The organism is Pseudomonas sp. SDT291_1_S447 (assembly GCF_054070155.1).
In genome coordinates, this window is the sequence record NZ_JBSVXS010000122.1 from 1 (window position 1) to 15,628 (window position 15,628).

A 15,628-nucleotide genomic window follows, 5' to 3' on the forward strand; every position below is an offset into this window, starting at 1 on the left:
CATTCCAAATGTAGGAGCTGCCGAAGGCTGCGATCTTTTGATCTTCTGAAGCCAATCGTCAGTTTCTAACCCCTCGCTTTAAACCTTTTGCGCTTTATGTGTTCTAGTTATCACTCGGCGGTTTGCTAAGTCGGTCAAGTGCCGCTAAATTGCCATCATCGATACCGAGCATGAATTTATGCGTATAGACGGCCTTTCCTCTCAGTCCTACCCCATCAAGCGCAAGCCTCGCAAAGGCCATGTGACTGTGGATGAGTCCGTCGACGATATCGACGGTGAGATCGAATTTCCGACTGAAGAACAACTGGCTGCCCGTGCTGCCGCCAAAGCTGCCGCGCAACGCCTGAGCAATCTGCCCGCCCGCCAACAGGACATGATCTACCACCGTGCGATGAAAAAAAGCGTAGCGATGGCCTTGGCCAGCTACCTGAGCACCGCCGGTTTTGTCGATTGGGATGCAGACGTGCTGGGCCTCGATCTGTACATCTGATGGATCTGCCTTACTACCTCGGTTGCCCGTCCTGGAGCGAGAACGCCTGGCGCGAATATCTGTACCCGGTAGACGCCAAAACCTCCGATTTCCTCAGTCTCTATTCGCAAGTGTTCAACGCCGTCGAGGGCAACACGACCTTCTACGCAAGTCCTTCGCCCGCCACGGTGCAGCGTTGGGCTGAGGTGATGCCCGAACACTTTCGCTTCACCGCCAAATTTCCTGGCGACATCAGCCACAGCGGTGATCTGCGCGAGCAACTGACCGCCGCCGAAACCTTCCTGCAATTACTCAAACCGCTCGGTGAGCGCGTCTCGCCGATGTGGCTGCAATTGTCGAAGAGCTTCACGCCACACCGATTGCCGGAACTGGCGGCATTCATCGATGCGCTGGATTGCCCGCTGGCGGTGGAAGTGCGGCATGAACAGTTCTTCGCCAAGGGCGAGAGCGAACGCTTGCTCAATCGCCTGTTGCTGGATCGTGGCGTTGAACGCATTTGCCTCGATCCGCGTGCGCTGTTCAGCTGCCTGTCGACCGAGTCCTCGGTGATCCACGCGCAATCGAAAAAGCCGCGAGTGCCGACGCGCCCGGCGGCATTTACGCAATTTCCGCAAGTGCGCTTCATAGGCCATCCCGAGCTTGAAGCCAACGATACGTTCCTGGTGCCGTGGGTGGCGAAGATCGCCGAGTGGATCGAAGAGGGCCGCACGCCGTATATCTTCCTGCACACCGCCGACAACCTGTTGGCGGCAAAACTGGCGCAACGTTTTCACGCACAACTGATGCAACGTTTGCCTGGCCTGCCAGCGCTGCCTGAGCTATACAGAGAGCCCGCTGCGGAGCAACTTGACCTGCTCTGAAGCGGATTTTTTCTGCCCTGGAGCCTGCTGATGGATGCCCAAGCCGTTAAAGCACATGCCTTCAAAGCCCTGCATGAACGTCCGGGGATTTTCGTCATTCCCAATCCGTGGGATGCCGGTTCGGCGAAAATGCTCGCCAGCCTCGGCTATCAGGCCTTGGCAACCACCAGCGCCGGTTATGCGTTTTCCCAGGGCAAGGCCGATGGTGCTTTAAGTCTCGACGAGACCCTGGCCAATGTCCGCGCGATTGTCGCGGCCACCGATTTGCCGGTGGCGGTGGATCTGGAAAACGGTTTTTCCGATGATCCAGCCGAGGCCGCTAAAAGCCTGCTTCGCGCAGCCGAGGCGGGTGCGGTCGGTGGCTCGATCGAAGACGCCACGGGCCGCGCGGATGCGCCGATCTATTGCTTCGAACACGCAGTGGCGCGCATTGAGGCTGCGGTCGCCGCGGTGCGCACGCTGCCATTCCCCTTCATCCTGACGGCGCGCGCGGAAAACTACCTGCACGGCAATCCTGATATCAACGACACCATCCGCCGCTTGCAGGCCTTCGCCGAAGCGGGCGCCGACGTGTTGTACGCGCCAGGTTTGCGCAATGCCGAAGAAGTACTGGCGGTGGTACGCGCGGTGGCGCCGAAACCGGTCAATGTGCTGATGTCCGGCGGTTTGAAACTGACCGTGCAGGAGCTGCAAGAAATGGGCGTGCGCCGCATCAGTACTGGTTCGGCGCTGGCGTTGGCGGCGTTCGGCGAGTTCTTCCGTGCCGCTGAAGAGATCCAGCAATCCGGCACGTTCGGGTTTACCTCGCAGTCGATGCCGTACGCCAAAGCCAACCAGTTTTTCAAAGGCTGAACATGGGGCGGTGGATATTCTGGTTGGTGCTGCTGATGATTGGCGGCGCTGCGGTCAGTGTCTGGCGCGGTTGGCTTGAAGTCCCACCGCAGTGGAATCCGTGGGCACCGCTGGACGTGAAAGCCGCCCCCAATTGGCTGACCGGCTACAAGCTGATGCGTTTGCGCAGTGATCCTGAGTTCTGCACACAGGCGTTGAACAGCTCGGATCTTCGTGTCACGCGGCAATCCGACAGCCCCGATGCCAAGTGCCCGCTGATCGGCGCCTTACGCGTACAGGGCGGTGAGGTGGCGCTGAGCAGCAGTTTCCTCGCCAGTTGTCCGCTGGCGGTGGCCTACGCGATGTTTGAACACCACACGCTGCAACCCGCCGCTCAATCCGTTTACGGGCAAAAGGTCGCGCGGGTTGATCACCTCGGCAGCTTCGCCTGTCGCAATGTCTACAACCGCGAAAGCGGCGCGCTCAGCCGTCATGCCAGTGCCGATGCGCTGGACATCGCCGGGTTTCGTCTGGCCGATGGTCGCACGGTCAGCGTGCTCAAGGACTGGCCCAAGCAAAATCAGGACGCGCAGTTTCTCCGTCAGCTGCGCGACGGCGCCTGCGAGGCGTTCAGTGTGGTGTTGAGTCCGGATTACAACGCCGCCCACCGCAATCACTTTCATGTCGATGTCGGGCGCTGGAGCGTGTGTCGCTGAGGTTTAAGCGGCGAGGCGCAGGTTCTGCAGAACGATCGGGCGGGCCCAGCCATTATCGAAGTCCAGCGCCTTTTGTTGCTCGACGATTTCTTCTGGCGGGAACGGCGGGTAAGGCTTCTGCATCAGGTCGAGGTCGAACTCGGCAATCGGCAGGTACAGCGGTTTCTTCTGCGGGGCCGGGCCGGGCTCTGGAACAGGCTGACCATTGTTGATCACAACCGGACGCACCCAACTGCTGTCGAAATCCTGTTGCTCTTGCTGAGCTTTCAGTTCTTCTGGCGGGAACGGCGGGAATGGTTTGTCCAGCAAGTCCATTTCGAATTCGGCGATCGGCAGGAACAGCGGCTCCGGCGGGCGCACTTCGGTTTCGACCACATCGCATTCGCGCTGGCTGACGATGTGCGCGTGCAACTCGCTGCCGATGGTCGGTTCTTCAGGGCTGCTCAGGTCAACTGGCGGAAACGTGCCGCAGGCAGGCACCACTTCACTCGTCTGTTCGGCCAGCGCCTGGGCAAAGAAATCCTGCCACAGGTGACTGACGCCGCTCAGTGCTTGAGTGTTGTGACGGCTAAAGTCGCCATGGGGCGAGATGTAGCCAATCGATGTGGGAAGAATGCCTGACATTTTTTTCGGTTGACGCTCAGCTCTGGCAAAATGCGCGTTGAATGAGTTATCGGCGGTTTTTGCCGCTCCTTGAATTTTTGAGCGTGTTTTCCATGATCGAGCAACCTGCGGCCTGCCGCATCCATGTTCAGGCCCTCGGCCCGACGTTTGAAGCGCAAGCCGGGCAGTGGGCCGAGCGCCTGGGCCTGCCGCTTGAAGTGGCGGACGGCGAGTTTGCCTTGCAGGTCGGCGAGCAGGGTTTGCAACTGCAACAGCTCGGCCCGGACGCACCGGGGCCGGTGCGGGTCGACTTTGTTGAAGGCGGCGCGGCGCATCGTCGCTTATACGGTGGCGGCAGCGGGCAGATGATCGCCAAAGCGGTCGGCATCGCCCAAGGTGTGCGCCCGCGCGTACTGGATGCCACGGCGGGGTTGGGCAAGGATGCGTTTGTGCTGGCGAGCCTCGGTTGCGAAATGAGCCTGATCGAGCGCCAGCCGCTGATTGGCGCCTTGCTGGAGGATGGTCTGGCGCGCGCGGCGGAAGATTTCGACGTGGCGCCGATCGTGGCGCGGATGAAATTGCTCAAGGGCAACTCCATCGAGGTCATGCAGAACTGGGAAGGTGAGCCGCCGCAGGTGATTTATCTCGATCCGATGTTTCCCCATCGCGAGAAGACTGCGCTGGTGAAGAAGGAAATGCGTCTGTTCCGGCCGTTGGTGGGCGATGATCCGGACGCGCCGGCGCTGTTGCAGGCTGCTTTGGCATTAGCGACGCACCGGGTGGTAGTTAAGCGGCCGCGCAAGGCGCCGTGCATTGAGGGGCCGAAGCCGAGTCATGCGCTGGATGGCAAATCCAGCCGATACGATATCTACCCGAAAAAAGCGCTAAAACCCTGAGACCGAGTTGTCCCTATTCGCGAGCAAGCTCGCTCCCACATTTGAAATGCATTCCAATGTGGGAGCGAGCTTGCTCGCGAAGGTGTCCGCTCAGACACCTTAAAAGTCAGGGCTTGTACGCGCGCATAAACAAAGCCACCACTTCCTGCACATGGCTTTCCGCTGCCTCTTCAGTCAAAGGCTCGCCACAGCCATACAACAGCCGGAAATTCCCCGCACCTTTGATCAGGCAAAAGAAATGCTCGGCGGCATTGCGCGGCAGATCGATGCTCAGCGCGCCTGTCTCGTGAATGCGCGTCAACAGCCGTTCCATGCCTTGCACCATGCGCTGCGGGCCGGCCTCGAAGAAGATCAGCGACAGCTTCGGATCCTGACTGCCCAGCGCCATGATCAAGCGGTGCAGATTCACCGATTCATCACTGTTGATCAGGTGATGAAAGCCGCGCGCAATGTTCAGCAACACATTTTCCACGGCAATGCCTTCGGGCAATTCGAAGAACAATGGCGGTAATTGCTCCTCGCATTTGGCAACCACGGCAGCGGAGAACAGCGTCTCCTTGTCGTTGAAATGGCTGTAGACCGTCAGCTTCGACACGCCGGCTTCGCTGGCGACCGCGTCCATGCTGGTGTTGGCGTAGCCATGACTCAGAAACAGAATTTTCGCCGCGTCAAGGATCGCCTGGCGCTTGGCCAGATCCTTGGGGCGGCCCGGGCCGTTTGGAGCTGAAAGATTGTTCGACATTCTTCGCTTTTAATACTGGACTGGTGAGTTTGCTATTAATAACATACCCGCCAGTATAATTATTCCAAGCACCATTAGCGAAAGGTCCGTCACCATGTTCCGCCATGCGTTGTCCCTCGCGTTGCCAGTGAGTCTGGCGTTCCTTTTGTCAGCGTGTGGTCAGGAAGAGGCGACGCAAGTCACCGTGCGACCGGCCATGGTGGTGCAGCCAGAGCCTTCGGCGCAGGCGATGGAAAGTTATCCGGGCGAGGTGCGCGCCCGCTATGAACCCGATCTGGCCTTCCGCATTGGCGGCAAAGTCAGCCGACGACTGGTCGATGAAGGTCAGCGCGTGAAGGCTGATCAGCCACTCGCCGAACTCGATCCGCAGGACGTGCGTCTGCAACTGGAAGCCACCCGCGCCCAGGTGGCTGCCGCCGAAGCCAATCTCAATCTGGTCCGCGCCGAGCGCGATCGCTACAAGACCCTGATGGATCGGCAGATGGTCAGCCGCTCGGCTTATGACAATGCCGAAAACCTTTACCGTTCCGGTGAAGCCCGCCTTAAACAAATCAAAGCCGAATTCAACGTATCGATCAATCAGGCCAGTTACGCGGTGCTGCGTGCGCCGCAGGATGGCGTGGTGGCCAAGCGTTCGGTGGAAGTCGGTCAGGTGGTGGCCGCTGGGCAAACGGTGTTTACCCTCGCCACCGACGGCGAGCGCGAAGTGTTGATCAGCCTGCCCGAGCAGAGCTTCGGGCGCTTCAAGGTCGGTCAGCCAGTCACTGTTGAGTTGTGGACGCAACAGAACCAGCGCTTTGCCGGGCAGATCCGCGAACTGTCACCCGCCGCCGATCCACGCTCGCGCACCTTTGCTGCACGTATTTCCTTCACCAGCGGCAAAGTCCCGGCCGAACTGGGTCAGAGCGCCCGTGTTTTCGTGCAGTCGGCCGACAGCGTTTCCCTGTCGGTGCCGCTCTCGGCACTCACCGCCGAAAACGGCGCGACCTACGTCTGGGTCGTCAACGGCAACAACACCTTGAAGAAAACCCCGGTGCGCATCGGCCCGTTCGGCGAAAAAAGCGTGCCGGTGCTCGAAGGCTTGAACGCCAGCGACTGGGTGGTGGCTGCTGGCGTGCATGTGTTGCTCGAAGGTCAGCAGGTGCGTCCGGTGGATCGCTCCAACCGTGTGGTCAATCTGGCGGACAAGGAGTAAGCCCCGATGCGCTTCAACCTTTCCGAATGGGCGCTGCGTAATCGCCAGATCGTACTGTTCCTGATGCTTCTTCTGGCCATCGTCGGTGCGTTGTCCTACACCAAACTCGGCCAGAGCGAAGACCCGCCGTTCACTTTCAAAGCCATGGTGATTCAGACCCGTTGGCCGGGTGCGACCGCGCAGGAAGTCTCGCGGCAGGTCACCGAACGCATCGAAAAGAAGCTGATGGAAACCGGCGAATACGAGCGCATTGTGTCGTTCTCGCGCCCCGGCGAATCGCAGGTCACCTTCATTGCCCGCGACTCGATGCATTCCAAGGAAATCCCCGACCTCTGGTATCAGGTGCGCAAGAAGGTCAGTGATATTCGTCAGACCTTGCCGCCGGATATACAGGGGCCGTTCTTCAACGATGAATTCGGCACCACGTTCGGCAATATCTATGCGCTAACGGGGGACGGTTTCGATTACGCGGTGCTCAAGGATTACGCCGATCGCGTCCAGATCCAGCTGCAACGGGTCAAGGATGTCGGCAAGGTCGACTTGCTCGGTTTGCAGGACGAGAAGATCTGGGTCGAGCTGTCCAACGTCAAACTGGCGACCCTCGGCTTGCCGCTGGCGGCAGTGCAACAGGCGCTGCAAGAGCAGAACGCGGTCTCTACCGCCGGGTTCTTTGAAACCGGTAGCGAGCGTTTGCAGCTACGGGTCTCGGGGAATTTTCAGACGGTGGAGGAGATAAAAAACTTCCCGATCCGCGTCGGTGATCGCACGTTCCGCATCTCCGATGTGGCCGACGTGCGTCGCGGTTTCAACGATCCACCGGCGCCGCGCATGCGCTTCATGGGCGAAGACGCGATTGGTCTCGCCGTGGCGATGAAGGATGGCGGTGACATTCTGGTGCTCGGCAAAGCGCTGGAAGGCGAGTTCTCGCGCATCCAGAAAAACCTCCCGGCCGGCATGCAATTGCGCAAGGTCTCCGACCAGCCGGCGGCGGTGAAAACCGGGGTCGGCGAGTTCGTCCAGGTGCTGGTCGAAGCGCTGGCGATTGTCTTGCTGGTGAGCTTCTTCTCCCTCGGCGTGCGTACCGGCATGGTGGTGGCGCTGACCATTCCGCTGGTGCTGGCGATGACCTTCGCCTGCATGTATTACCTCGGCATCGGTCTGCACAAGATCTCCCTTGGCGCGTTGGTGTTGGCGCTGGGTTTGCTGGTGGATGATGCGATCATTGCTGTGGAAATGATGGCGATCAAAATGGAGCAGGGCTTCGACCGTATTCGTGCGGCGAGTTATGCCTGGACCAGCACCGCGTTCCCGATGCTCACCGGTACGTTGATCACTGCCGCCGGGTTCCTGCCGATTGCCACGGCGCAGTCCGGCACCGGCGAATACACCCGTTCAATTTTCCAGGTGGTGACCATCGCGTTGCTGGCCTCGTGGGTGGCGGCGGTGGTGTTCGTGCCGTATCTGGGGGAAAAACTTCTGCCGGATCTGGCGAAAATTCATGCGGCCAAACACGGTACCGCCGATGGTCAGGCTGATCCGTATGGCACGCCGTTCTATCAGCGCGTTCGGCGCTTGGTGGAGTGGTGCGTGGCGCACCGCAAGACTGTGATCGTGCTGACGGTGGGGTTGTTTATCGCCTCGGTGATGTTGTTCCGCTTCGTCCCGCAGCAGTTTTTCCCGGCCTCGAATCGACTGGAATTGATGGTCGATCTGAAGCTCGCTGAAGGTGCGTCGCTGGCCAATACCACCGGTGAGGTCAAACGGCTGGAGGCGATGCTCAAGGATCACGCCGGCATCGACAATTACGTGGCTTACGTTGGCACCGGATCGCCGCGTTTCTATCTGCCGCTGGATCAGCAATTGCCGGCGGCGAGCTTCGCGCAGTTTGTGGTGTTGGCGAAAACTATCGAGGAGCGGGAAGCACTACGCAGCTGGTTGATCGAAACGCTTAACGAGCAATTTCCTGCATTGCGTTCGCGGGTTACACGCTTGGAAAACGGTCCGCCGGTGGGTTATCCGGTGCAGTTCCGCGTCACCGGTGAACACATCGAAGAGGTCCGGGCGTTGGCGCGCAAAGTGGCGGCCAAGGTTCGCGAGAATCCGCATGTGGTCAATGTGCATCTGGATTGGGAAGAGCCGAGCAAGGTCGTGTACCTGAATATCGATCAGGATCGTGCGCGGGCGTTGGGTGTGAGCACGTCCAATCTGGCGAAGTTTCTGCAGAGTTCGTTGACCGGCTCGAGTGTCAGTCAGTATCGCGAAGACAATGAGTTGATCGAGATTCTGCTGCGCGGCACGGTGCATGAGCGTACCGAGTTGTCGTTGTTGCCGAGTCTGGCGGTGCCGACGGATAACGGCCGCAGTGTGGCGTTGTCGCAGATCGCCACGCTGGAATACGGCTTTGAGGAGGGGATTATCTGGCATCGCAATCGCCTGCCGAACGTGACTGTGCGCGCCGATATTTATGGCAAGGAGCAGCCTGCGACGCTAGTGAAGCAGATCATGCCGACGCTGGATTCGATTCGTGCTGAATTGCCCGATGGTTATCTGTTGGATGTCGGTGGCACGGTGGAGGATTCCGAGCGTGGGCAGAAGTCGGTGAATGCCGGGGTGCCGATGTTCATCGTCGTGGTGCTGACGCTGTTGATGGTGCAGTTGCGCAGTTTTTCGCGCACGGCGATGGTGTTTCTGACGGCGCCGTTGGGGTTGATCGGGGTGGTGCTGTTTTTGATGGTGTTCCGTCAGCCGTTCGGGTTTGTGGCGATGTTGGGGACGATTGCGTTGTCCGGGATGATCATGCGCAATTCGGTGATTCTGGTGGATCAGATTGAGCAGGATATCAAGTCCGGGCTTAAGCCTTGGCAGGCGATTATCGAGGCTACGGTTCGACGCTTCAGGCCGATTGTGTTGACGGCTTTGGCGGCGGTGCTGGCGATGATTCCGTTGTCGCGGAGTGTGTTTTTTGGGCCGATGGCGGTGGCGATCATGGGTGGGTTGATTGTTGCGACTGCGCTGACGCTGTTGTTTTTGCCGGCGTTGTATGCGGCTTGGTTCCGGGTGCGTAAGGACGCTTGATTGTTTTGTGACGTGGCGGCCTTCGGGCCGACCATGTTCTTGGGGTTTTGGGTGAATATCCGTTTTTGTGGGTGCTGCCGCTGGCGGTTTCGCTTTTACAGCGAGTCCCTTTGGCAAACGCCCCAAAGGAACCAAAGGTCTGTGCCCTGACGTTCGGCCCGCTCGCTGGGGCTCGGGGTTCCTTCGCTCCGGGATCGATCCGGGGGCATCGCCTACGGTTTGCTTCGCTGCACCTCCTCTCGATGTGTTCGACTTCGTCGAACGGTCGCTGCGCTCCCACCCCCGGATCAATCCCTCCACTCAGCCTGCCGACGGGCTCTAAGATCAAAAGCTGCAGCCGAGCTAACGCTCATCCTGTTGAGTGGTGAGGAGCAGAAGCGGTCTGCTCTTGCTCTTCTGTGGGAGCGAGCTTGCTCGCGAAGGCGGCCTGACAGCTGACCAGTCTCCAGCTGACGACCCATAGCCCGCTTTACCTGCGCCACTTCCTACATCTTTTTCAGAAGGCTCTGATCTTGAGCCAGATTGCCTCGGATGTTGTACTCCAGCCTCTGCTTTCCAGCTTTCTGAGTTTGTCTTGATGAAAAAGCCTCCACCGTTGAAGGGCCGATCCGACCCGGTGTTCGACTTGTTGGTGCGCCCGCCCCACAAGTATCGTCTGGCGGATTATCTTGCGCTGCTCAAGCCGCTCGATGATCAAGGTCGTTATCTGCCATTTGAAGCGTTGCGTTATCGCTGGGCGGCGGGGCTGGATGCCAGACTGTGCTGGGCTTTGGTCAAGAAGGCGCGGGCGGCCCAGTACATCAACCTTCTGCCACTGGGTGAGCCTGTGCAGTGGGGGAAGTATCTGTTGACGCCGCTGGCGCAGAAGACCATCTCCATCGTCGATCGACAGGCCAGTACGGCTGCGCTGGAGTACATGACCAGCCAGATCGGTGAGCGGGCGCATTTCAGTTATCTGCTCAATGACTTGATCGAAGATGAAGCGATTGCCAGTAGTCAGTTGGAAGGCGCAGCAACCACTACGCGTGTGGCCAAGGACATGCTCAAGCAGCAGCGCCAGCCCCGCACTCCGGATGAACGCATGGTGATGGGGAATTACCGGATGATGAATTTCGCCTGGGAGAGGCGTTACGAACCCATGAGCGTGGAGTTGATTGCGGCGATTCATCGGGTGGGGGTCGAGGGTATCGAAGACGAGCAGTATTCCCCAGGGGTGTTCAGGACCAATGACGAGGTGGTCGTTCAGGACGGGGCGGGCGACACGGTGCACCGGCCGCCACCTGCAGCAGGATTGGTGTCGCGGCTTGAGCGACTGTCGCACTGGATCAATCTGCCCGAAGGCTCACCGCAAGAGACGAGCTACCTGCATCCACTGATCAAGGCGATCACGCTGCATTTTGCCTTGGGCTACGAACATCCCTTCCGCGACGGTAACGGGCGGGTCGCCAGGGCGCTGTTTTACTGGTTCATGTTCAAGAACGAGTTTGCGGCGTTTCGCTACATAGCGATCAGTTTGTTACTGCGTAATGCACCGGTGAAATATGGACGTTCATACCTGCATACCGAGGCGGATGAATTGGATCTGACGTACTTCATCGAATTCCAGTGTTCGGTGATCCAGCGAGCGGTGCTCGGGTTTACTGATGTTTACCGCAAGAGCGTGGGGTGCACCGAAGAGTTCGAGCGCAGGCTGAAGAATTGCGGCTTCTTTGATCAACTCACGGAAAAACAACGCGCGTTGTACGAGGTGGCCAAAAACGGAGTGGCGAAGGAGTTCACCGCGAGCAATGTGGCTGAGAATTTTGCTTGCTCGTATAGCGAAGCGGCGTCGGCACTAGACGGATTAGACGAGTTACGAGTTTTTGAACGGAGGAAGATGGGGCGGGAGTGGGTGTTCTTTTTACGTAATCCTGTAGGTGGATGGAAGCACGGGAGCGAATTCCTTCGCCCCCATGTTGTGACAGCTTAGAGCGTGCCGAACACCTTCTTCGCCAGACTGGTCGCCGCAGCGGCCGGGTTCTGGCGGATGGTTTCTTCCTGTTTGCCGATCATTTCGAACAGGCCATTGAGCGCTTGCTCGGTGACGTAGTTTTCAACGTTGGCGCTCTTCGCATCGACAACACCAAACGCAGCAGCCTGGCCCGCGAACGAGTTGTACTTCTGCGCTACGCCAACCTTGTCGGTCGCCTGTTTGACGATCGGCAGGAACTTGGCGCGGATCTGTTCGCGGCTGGATTTGTCGAGGTATTGCGTGGCCGAATCCTTGCCGCCGCTGAGGATGCCTTTGGCGTCTTCCACACTCATTTTCTTCACTGCGTCGACGAGGATTGGCTGGGCCTGGGTCACGGCGGATTCCGCAGCCTTGTTCATCGCGGTTTCCAGTTCTTCAACCTGAGCGCCCATGCCGAAGGCTTTCATTTTGCTCGCGGCTTTGCCGAGTTTGCCCGGCAGCTCGATCTTCACGTCCGGGTTGTTGCTGAAGCCTCCGGGGGTGCCCAGTTGCTTGACGGCGATTTGTGCGCCCTGGGTCAGGGCATCCTTGAGGCCGCCGGTGGCGTCTTTTTGTGACAGGTCACTGAGCGACAGGGCCAGCGCGCTGGCGGAGATCATCAGGCCTGCACAGAGGCCGGCGAAGCGAAGGGTAGGGCGGAACATGGCGGCTTCCTTGTTGCGGAAAGGGCTGCGGAAAATGAATTAACGAACGGCGTCGACGCGGATTTTCAGCGGCTGCGGGTCGTTGCCGTCGAGTTGCACGGCGTGGTTTTCGGTGGTGATGAACATCAACTCACCGTTGACTTCAATGCGCGCGCTGACCGAGTAACGATGGCCGGGTTTGACCTGCGCCGGATCGTAGCTCAAGTGGAAGGGCAACGGCACCTGGCCTTTGACCGGGCCTTTCTGCTCGTCCAGCACCACGGCTGGCGCATCGGCCAGCGAAACGTCCTGCAGGCTGACGCTGAGGGTCGCGCTCGGTGGCAGGGCGATGCGCTGCAGGTAGAACACTTCACCGTCGAGACCGACCTTGCCGGCAGGAGTGGTCGATTGGCAGGCGCTCAACAGTGTGGCGGCGGCAAGCAGGGTGAGTTTTTTCATCGGGAATTCTCCTATCAGTGTGGGAGCGAGCCTGCTCGCGAAGGCGGTATTTCAGTCACTGAGATGTCGACTGACACTCCGTCTTCGCGAGCAAGCTCACTCCCACCAGGTTTGCATCAGGTCTCGGGTTGGGCGACGACCTGATCTGCAGCATCCTCACTGCGATGCAGCGCCACCTGGCGGATCGACAGGCGAATCTCCGCCGGCAACACACGCTTGGCCGCACCTTCGGCGAGTTCGCCGAGCAGTTCGTGATAACTCAGTTTGCCGGCCTCGTCGCGACGCAGCACGTCGAGGTCGAGCAGGGTCTGGATGAAGTGGCGGAACAGGCTCTTGTCGAAGAACTCCGGCGCATTCAGGCCGTGGAGAATCGACAGGCGCTGGGCCATGACAGTGCAGAGGTCTTCCAGTTCTTCGGCGCTGATGCTGTTCTGGCCGCTGTTGAGCAGCAAGGACACGGTCATGTAGAAGCGCTGCAAGGTCTGCGCGATGCTCTTCGACAGCAGCGTCAGCAGGACGAAATGCCGCGAGCTTGGCGCCGGACGCAGATAAACATCCTTCTCGAAACGCAGCAGGCCTTGCTCGACGAACGCTTCCAGCCACTGATCGACCACACCGTCCAGTTCGTCCAGCGTCCAGCGAATGAACAGCTCCGATTGCAGGTACGGATACAGCGCGCGGGTGTAGCGCAGGATCTGTTCGCGGCTCATGCGCGAAGCGCTCTGGAAGAAGCTCGCCAGCAGCGCCGGCAACGCGAAGATGTGCAGCACGTTGTTGCGGTAGTAGGTCATCAGGACGGCATTCTGCTCATCCAGATAGAGAATCTTGCCCAGCGCATCGTTCTGTTCTGCGAGCAGGTCCATGTCCTTCACGTGCTCGATCAGCGCGCGGCCATCGCCTTCCGGCAAGGTGGTGTGCGGCGAGTACGGGACTTTGCGCAGTAGCGCCAGATACAGATCCAGCACCCGCGCCATGGCCCGGTCGTCCAGCGCCAGACGCGTGGTCGACAGCAGCGCCAGCGCCACTAGATTGACCGGGTTGATCGCCGCTGCTTCGTTCAAATGCTGTGCAACTTTCTCGCCGAGGCGATTGGTGGTTTCGTTGAGCCACGCCGGTTTGTACTGCGGGCCGAGTTCCTGCTGGCGCCAGTCCGGTTGCTCGGCGTCGAGGAATTCCGCCAGTTTGATTGGCTCGCCGAAGTTCACCGCGACCTGACCGAAACGCTGTTTGAGCGCGCCGATGACTTTGAAAATGTCGAAGATCGATTCTTTCTTCTTGCTCGCACCACGCAGCTCGCCAAGGTAGGTGCGACCTTCCAGCACGCGCTCATAACCGATGTACACCGGCACAAACACGATCGGCATCCGCGACGATCGAAGGAAGCTGCGCATCGTAATGGCGAGCATGCCGGTTTTCGGCTGCAGCATGCGCCCGGTGCGCGAACGGCCGCCCTCGACGAAGTATTCGACCGGGAAGCCTTTGGTGAACAGGGTGTGCAGGTATTCGTTGAACACCGAGGTGTACAGCGGATTGCCCTTGAACGTGCGACGCATGAAGAATGCACCGCCACGGCGCAGCAGGCTGCCGATCACCGGCATGTTCAGGTTGATCCCGGCGGCAATGTGCGGCGGGGTCAGGCCGTTGCGGAACAGCAGATACGACAGCAGCAAATAGTCGATGTGGCTGCGGTGGCACGGCACATAGATCACTTCGTGACCCTGAGCGACTTTCTGCACGCCTTCGATGTGGTTGACCTTGATGCCGTCGTAAATCTTGTTCCAGAACCAGCTCAGCACCACTTCAAGGAAGCGGATCGCGGTGTAGGTGTAGTCCGACGCGATTTCGTTGCCGTAACGCAGGGCCTGCGCCTTGGCTTTTTCCGCGGAGATGTTTTCGCGCTCGGCTTCGTCGAGGATCGCTTGCTTGACCAGTGGCTGGTTGAGCAGACCTTTGACCAGGTTGCGACGGTGGGAAATGTCCGGGCCGATGACCGCTGCTTTCAGATTGCGGAAGTGCACGCGCAGGATCCGCTGGGCCATGCGCACGGTGCGCTCGTGGCCCTTGTTGTGTTCGATCAGCTCGCGCAGGTGAATTGGCGCGGAGAACTGCACGCGGGTTTTACGCCCGAGAACAATGATGCTCAGCAAGCGACGCAAACGCCCGGTAACGGCCCAGCTGTCGGCGAACAACAGCTTCCACGGACTGTTTTCGCTGTCCGGCGACTGGCCCCAGAACACGCTGACCGGGATGATCTGCGCATCTTCAGCAGCGTTCTGGGTGAGGGCGCTGACCAGTCGGGTCAAGGTCGGCGGTGCGCCGCGTTTGTCCTGGCGACCGAGCCAGTCGGGATCCGGCGTCAGGTAGAAAAACGCCGCCGGTTCAATCAGCGAACCCACCGACACCGGCAGCACTGGACGCGGCAGGCCGGCCTTGGTGCACTCGGTGTCGAGCACGGCCAGATCGGTCAGCGAAGGGTTTTGCAGGACGTAGAACACCGGACGACTGCGGTCGAGGTTGAGGGTGAACGACGACTGGTTGATCGTCTCCGAGCGAACCCAGAGGTACAACAGTCGGCGCAGGGTGCCAAACACAAGACGGCGGAACGGGGAACGGGTCATACGGCTTCTGCATGAGTGGATAAAACCGAGCGTTTGCTCGGGCGATCGATAGTGTGCCGTATTGGACGAAAATCGGCAAAAAAGCGGCGAAGTAATCTCCTGTTGAGACTTTTCGCACCTGTCATATACTCGGCGGTCTGTCGCCGGGGCCCTTTTATGGACGTCGGATGCAGGCTGACGTTCCTCAAAGGCTTTCCTGCGAAAAGCCTGTTCAATAATAAAAAAGGAGTATGAACAGATGGCAACACGTGAAACCGGCAATGTGAAGTGGTTCAACGACGCCAAAGGCTACGGCTTTATCCAGCGCGAAGACGGGGTGGACGTGTTCGTGCATTACCGCGCGATTCGCGGCGAAGGGCATCGGTCGCTGACTGAAGGCCAGCAGGTTGAATACGCGGTGATTACTGGCGAGAAGGGTTTGCAGGCTGAGGATGTTGTAGGCCTGTAACCTTGAAGATCAAAAGATCGCAGCCTTCGGCAGCTCCTACGGGTGTACACATGACCCTGTA

General features: G+C 59.4%; 14 protein-coding genes. 9 read left to right on the forward strand and 5 right to left on the reverse strand.

Features of this window, described 5'->3' with window-relative positions:
• The first annotated feature begins 178 nt into the window (after positions 1-178).
• From ACW9IR_RS24725 to ACW9IR_RS24740, 4 genes are read left to right on the forward strand one after another with little or no spacing between them, the layout of a single operon-like run.
• Positions 179-490, forward strand: a complete 312-nt coding sequence (locus tag ACW9IR_RS24725) for a hypothetical protein (protein ID WP_102900558.1) — start codon at positions 179-181, stop codon at positions 488-490.
• Positions 490-1,350, forward strand: coding sequence for a DUF72 domain-containing protein (locus ACW9IR_RS24730; protein WP_457465325.1), 861 nt, complete (start codon positions 490-492; stop codon positions 1,348-1,350). Before ACW9IR_RS24725 ends, ACW9IR_RS24730 begins: the two co-directional genes overlap by 1 nt.
• Positions 1,351-1,380: 30 nt before the next feature.
• Positions 1,381-2,202, forward strand: a complete 822-nt coding sequence (locus ACW9IR_RS24735; RefSeq protein WP_122600864.1) for an isocitrate lyase/PEP mutase family protein — start codon at positions 1,381-1,383, stop codon at positions 2,200-2,202.
• Between the two features lie 2 nt (positions 2,203-2,204).
• A complete protein-coding gene (locus ACW9IR_RS24740) occupies positions 2,205-2,897 on the forward strand; it encodes an extensin-like domain-containing protein (RefSeq protein WP_150691959.1) in 693 nt (230 codons plus the stop codon).
• 3 nt (positions 2,898-2,900) lie between these two features.
• Here ACW9IR_RS24740 and ACW9IR_RS24745 read toward each other — a convergent pair whose 3' ends face one another.
• Positions 2,901-3,521 carry an energy transducer TonB gene (locus tag ACW9IR_RS24745; RefSeq protein WP_127925987.1) on the reverse strand — a complete coding sequence of 207 codons (621 nt, stop codon included), beginning with the start codon at positions 3,519-3,521 and terminating at the stop codon, positions 2,901-2,903.
• Between the two features lie 92 nt (positions 3,522-3,613).
• Between ACW9IR_RS24745 and ACW9IR_RS24750 the strand changes: the two genes are divergently transcribed.
• Positions 3,614-4,396 carry a class I SAM-dependent methyltransferase gene (locus ACW9IR_RS24750; RefSeq protein WP_122600895.1) on the forward strand — a complete coding sequence of 261 codons (783 nt, stop codon included), beginning with the start codon at positions 3,614-3,616 and terminating at the stop codon, positions 4,394-4,396.
• A gap of 106 nt (positions 4,397-4,502) precedes the next feature.
• Here ACW9IR_RS24750 and ACW9IR_RS24755 read toward each other — a convergent pair whose 3' ends face one another.
• Complete coding sequence (locus ACW9IR_RS24755; protein ID WP_102900553.1) at positions 4,503-5,138, reverse strand: TetR/AcrR family transcriptional regulator; 636 nt, start codon at positions 5,136-5,138, stop codon at positions 4,503-4,505.
• A 94-nt stretch (positions 5,139-5,232) separates the two neighbouring features.
• Here ACW9IR_RS24755 and ACW9IR_RS24760 point away from each other — a divergent pair, with 94 nt between their 5' ends.
• The 3 genes from ACW9IR_RS24760 (at position 5,233) to ACW9IR_RS24770 (ending at position 11,377) form a co-directional block, all read left to right on the forward strand.
• A complete protein-coding gene (locus ACW9IR_RS24760) occupies positions 5,233-6,333 on the forward strand; it encodes an efflux RND transporter periplasmic adaptor subunit (RefSeq protein WP_457465326.1) in 1,101 nt (366 codons plus the stop codon).
• 6 nt (positions 6,334-6,339) lie between these two features.
• Positions 6,340-9,408, forward strand: coding sequence for an efflux RND transporter permease subunit (locus ACW9IR_RS24765; protein WP_457465327.1), 3,069 nt, complete (start codon positions 6,340-6,342; stop codon positions 9,406-9,408).
• 577 nt (positions 9,409-9,985) lie between these two features.
• Positions 9,986-11,377: a Fic family protein gene (locus tag ACW9IR_RS24770; protein ID WP_457465328.1), complete on the forward strand. Its 1,392-nt coding sequence runs from the start codon at positions 9,986-9,988 to the stop codon at positions 11,375-11,377.
• Here ACW9IR_RS24770 and ACW9IR_RS24775 read toward each other — a convergent pair.
• The 3 genes from ACW9IR_RS24775 to plsB form a co-directional block, all read right to left on the reverse strand.
• Positions 11,374-12,063: a DUF4197 domain-containing protein gene (locus ACW9IR_RS24775; protein WP_110720119.1), complete on the reverse strand. Its 690-nt coding sequence runs from the start codon at positions 12,061-12,063 to the stop codon at positions 11,374-11,376. The genes ACW9IR_RS24770 and ACW9IR_RS24775 overlap by 4 nt on opposite strands.
• A gap of 39 nt (positions 12,064-12,102) precedes the next feature.
• Complete coding sequence (locus ACW9IR_RS24780; RefSeq protein ID WP_016985112.1) at positions 12,103-12,501, reverse strand: YbaY family lipoprotein; 399 nt, start codon at positions 12,499-12,501, stop codon at positions 12,103-12,105.
• Between the two features lie 116 nt (positions 12,502-12,617).
• Positions 12,618-15,119, reverse strand: a complete 2,502-nt coding sequence (gene plsB, locus ACW9IR_RS24785; protein WP_102900548.1) for a glycerol-3-phosphate 1-O-acyltransferase PlsB — start codon at positions 15,117-15,119, stop codon at positions 12,618-12,620.
• A gap of 238 nt (positions 15,120-15,357) precedes the next feature.
• Between plsB and ACW9IR_RS24790 the strand changes: the two genes are divergently transcribed.
• Positions 15,358-15,567, forward strand: a complete 210-nt coding sequence (locus ACW9IR_RS24790) for a cold-shock protein (protein WP_007908870.1) — start codon at positions 15,358-15,360, stop codon at positions 15,565-15,567.
• Positions 15,568-15,628: the final 61 nt, after the last annotated feature.